Genomic DNA, 3,928 nt, shown 5'->3' with positions numbered 1-3,928 from the left:
TTCCTACGGAACTGATTGATTTGTCTATCTATTCCTACCGATATTATGTTCCTAACGGAACGATTATTCTCATGCCTTATTTATGGGTATTATCCTATGTAAACTTCCAGTTAATAACCGCTATATTATACGCACCACATCACACATAACAACTTGCGCTTCGTAACGCATGGCAATTGATATTTATGGCAACTGGCAGTCCGCCAATATGTGTTGGATAAGTCAGGATATTAACACCTAAAACCGTTGTCTTACCACCTAATCCCATTGGACCAATATTCAGGCTATTTACCTCTTCGAAGATTTCTTGTTCTAATCTGGCAATATGAGTTTGCAAAGATGATTTATCAATGGGAGAAAGTAGTGCCTCTTTAGAAAGTTGAGCGGCTTTATCCATTGTTCCACCAAGCCCTATGCCTAAGACAAAAGGGGGACAGGCATCTGGGCCGGCGTCTTTTACCGCATCAATAATTACCTTTTTTATTTCACCAATCTCTGCCGTTGGCAGAAGCATTTTAATACAACTTCTATTCTCACAACCAAAGCCTTTTGGCATAACAGTAATCTTTAGTTTATCACCAGTGATAAAATTATAGTGAATAATTCCTGGTGTATTATCATTAGTGTTTTCTCTTATGATTGGGTCATTAACAACTGATTTTCGACAAGATCCGTCCTCATATCCAAGTTTTATTCCTTGATTAATGGCGGAAAATAAATCATCTCCAATAATCTGGACATCCTGACCAATATCAATAAATACGATGGCAACACCTGTATCCTGGCAAATAGGCAATTTTTTCTCTCTGGCAAGAGAAGCATTTTCGATTAATATTTGCAATATCCTTTTTGCCCTGGGATTATCTTCATTATTTAAGCCTTTCTCCAGGGTTGATACGACATCTCCTCGTAACTCCAGATTAGCCTTGATACATAAATCCTTTACTATTTTTGTAATTGTTTGTGACTGTATTTTTCGCAAAATATCATTGCTCCTTAGAACTACTTTATCATAAAAGTTTATGGTTGTCAAGAGGCTGACCGAGAATTTTTTAAAAATATCGTAACCGTTCAGGCTATATATCAAAAGTGTCCGAAAGGGGATAAGGAGATAAGGGTGATATGGAGATAAGATAATAGAAATAGATTGAAATTTATAGAATTCGAAGAATGTTGCGAAGCAAAAATAGGTAGAAATTGATTGTGGGAAACAACAAATTTCCATAAATTTCTATTACTCGATATTCAAGTTTTTTTAAGATTAAGTGGTTTATCCTTTTTTAACCGCAAAGAACGCAAAGAAATCAACCGCAAAGAACGCAGAGATTATAGGTTGTTCACCACCCTTTTAATTCCTTCCTTGAGTCTTAATACATTGAAATTTATAAGCAATTAACAATATTTGAAAGTTCGTTTTCGTTTATAGACCTCTTTTTCTTTCTTTGCGTCCTTTGCGAAACTTTCCTTTGTGCTCTTTGCGGTTAAATCTTTATACCTTTAAAAAACTTGAACATCGAGTATTAATTTCAATTTTTTTAATAATAATCTCCCTATCTCCTTAATCTCCACATCTCCTTTTGTTACACCACCTGAACGCTTACTAAATTCCATTTCGTGTCCTTCGTGAATAGTTACCGGCAAAAAAACACTTGACAAAATTTTAATCTTATGCTATCATATTTTATAGTCTGATACAATGGCGTATTAGAGAGATTTATTGAATCAAAAGACAAAGGTGTCTAACTAAACAATTAACAAGAGATAGGACACCTTTTTTGTTTTTTTATAAGGTGTTGACTCACAAGGAGGTTAAGAAATGAATTTACAACAACCAAATGCTAATGATGCCACCAGAACTTCCAATCGTTCTCGAAGTGTAGTTCCAATGAGTGGCTTGTGTACCCGCTGTATAGATGGTTGTCGAGGCAACTGCGAGGTGTTTAAATCAAGCTTTCGTGGCAGAGAGGTTATCTATCCAGGTCCGTTTGGTGAAATAACGGCAGGTGGTGATAAAAACTACCCGGTTGATTACTCACATCTCAATATTCAGGGTTATGCTTTAGGTGCTAAAGGATTACCAGAGGGAGTAATTGGAGCCCCGGATACAGCTACCTTTCCAGCAGTCAATACAGAGACCGAATATGGATGGGATATTAAAGTTAAGATGCAGGTGCCTATTTTTACAGGGGCACTTGGTTCAACTGAAATTGCCCGTCGTAATTGGGAACACTTTGCGGTTGGCGCCGCTATCAGTGGCGTAACATTAGTTTGTGGAGAAAATGTTTGTGGTATTGACCCACAATTGGAATTAGATGCCAATAAGAAGATTGTTAATGCACCGGATATGGATAGACGAATTGAAACCTACAAACGCTATCATCGAGGCTATGGCGAGATATTGGTTCAGATGAATGTAGAAGATACCCGACTGGGGGTAGCTGAGTATGTCCATAAAAAACATGGGCTTGAGACGATTGAACTTAAATGGGGACAGGGTGCCAAGTGTATTGGTGGTGAAATCAAGGTAAAGAGTTTAGAACGGGCACAGGAATTACAAAAACGGGGATACATTGTTACCCCTGACCCATCAGACCCGATAATTCAAGCGGCATTCAGGGATAAGGCGATTAAGGAGTTTGAGCGTCACAGCCGACTTGGTTTTATCGGAGAGGAAGAATTCTATGCTGAGGTAGAGCGACTACGCAAGATAGGATTCAAGAGAATTACCCTGAAAACTGGTGCTTATGGTTTGCGAGAGCTGGCGATGGCGATAAAGTGGGGTGCCAAAGCTAAGATTGATTTGTTGACCGTTGATGGTGCACCAGGTGGAACAGGTATGAGTCCCTGGCGGATGATGGAAGAATGGGGTATGCCTTCACTCTATTTACATGCCGCTACCTATGAGTTCTGCAAAAAGTTAGCGGATAAAGGCGAAAGGGTGCCAGATATTGCTTTTGCCGGTGGATTTTCCAGCGAAGATGGCGTATTTAAGGCATTGGCTTTAGGTGCTCCGTTTGTCAAAGCCGTATGTATGGGTAGAGCCCTGATGATTCCTGGTATGGTGGGCAAAAATATTGCCGAATGGATTGAAAAAGATGACCTTCCAAAAACTGTTAGCGAATTTGGTACCACAGTAGATGAAATCTTCGTTTGCTATGAGGAAGTAACGAATATGCTGGGCAAAGATGAGATGAAGAATCTTCCTCTGGGCGCACTTGGCATTTACAGCTATTCACAGAAAATTAAGGTTGGCTTACAGCAGCTTATGGCTGGAGCTCGCTGCTTCAATATCAATGCTATTACCAGAGATGAACTGATGTCGTTGACGGAAGAATGCACTAAGGTTACAGGTATCCCGTATTTAATGGATGCTTACCGTCAAGAAGCAGAGAAAATTTTAGAAGGATAGACTTAGCCAGAACAAAAAAATATCAACAGGTCGGGTGAAATTATTTCATCCGACCTGTTGTGTTTTTGAGACTAAACAGCAATTCTCGGTGAAAATAAAAAATGGGTATTTATGAGGGTTTTTCGGGATTATGAAATATATTTTTCGTAAAGATTTTTGTTTTTTGAAAAAAATATAGACTTTTTATCTTAAATGTGGTATATAAATAAGAGGCATAATCTATCTTAAAAAAAAGGAGGGGAAGATAATTATGCATATCAAGAAGCATTTAAGATTTAAGAGTTTAGTCAACCAGGTAGCATTTCGGGTTTCTGAAATTGCGGATTATCGTCAACCAGGGAAGACAGATTATTCTTTAACTGATTGTGTGATGAGTGGTTTGGCGATGATGCATTTTCAAGACTCATCAATGCTTGAGTTTCAACGGCGATTGGAAGAAAAGACACAGTGGAACAATTTAACGACCCTTTTTAATGTAGCAAAAATACCTAAAGAGACTCAGATGAGGGATGTGCTGGA

Annotated in this window: 4 protein-coding genes; 2 read left to right on the top strand and 2 right to left on the bottom strand. The window is 38.5% G+C overall.

Features of this window, described 5'->3' with window-relative positions; genetic code table 11:
• Positions 1 to 139: 139 nt before the first annotated feature.
• A complete protein-coding gene (locus AB1414_17095) occupies positions 140 to 1,225 on the bottom strand; it encodes a fumarate hydratase (protein MEW6609131.1) in 1,086 nt (361 codons plus the stop codon).
• Positions 1,226 to 1,497: 272 nt separating this feature from the next.
• A complete protein-coding gene (locus tag AB1414_17090) occupies positions 1,498 to 1,656 on the bottom strand; it encodes a hypothetical protein (protein ID MEW6609130.1) in 159 nt (52 codons plus the stop codon).
• A gap of 160 nt (positions 1,657 to 1,816) precedes the next feature.
• Between AB1414_17090 and AB1414_17085 the strand changes: the two genes are divergently transcribed.
• The gene (locus tag AB1414_17085; protein MEW6609129.1) at positions 1,817 to 3,409 is read left to right on the top strand and encodes an FMN-binding glutamate synthase family protein; all 1,593 of its coding nucleotides are present in this window, start codon (positions 1,817 to 1,819) and stop codon (positions 3,407 to 3,409) included.
• 250 nt (positions 3,410 to 3,659) lie between these two features.
• Positions 3,660 to 3,928: hypothetical protein (locus AB1414_17080; GenBank protein MEW6609128.1), on the top strand; the 269-nt coding region annotated here is incomplete at its 3' end.

The sequence above is a fragment of the bacterium genome, assembly GCA_040755795.1.
In the GTDB taxonomy this organism is placed as follows: Bacteria; UBA9089; CG2-30-40-21; order CG2-30-40-21; family SBAY01; genus JBFLXS01.
Note: the sequence above shows the minus strand (reverse complement) of the source record. Positions and strands in the feature narration are given on the sequence as shown.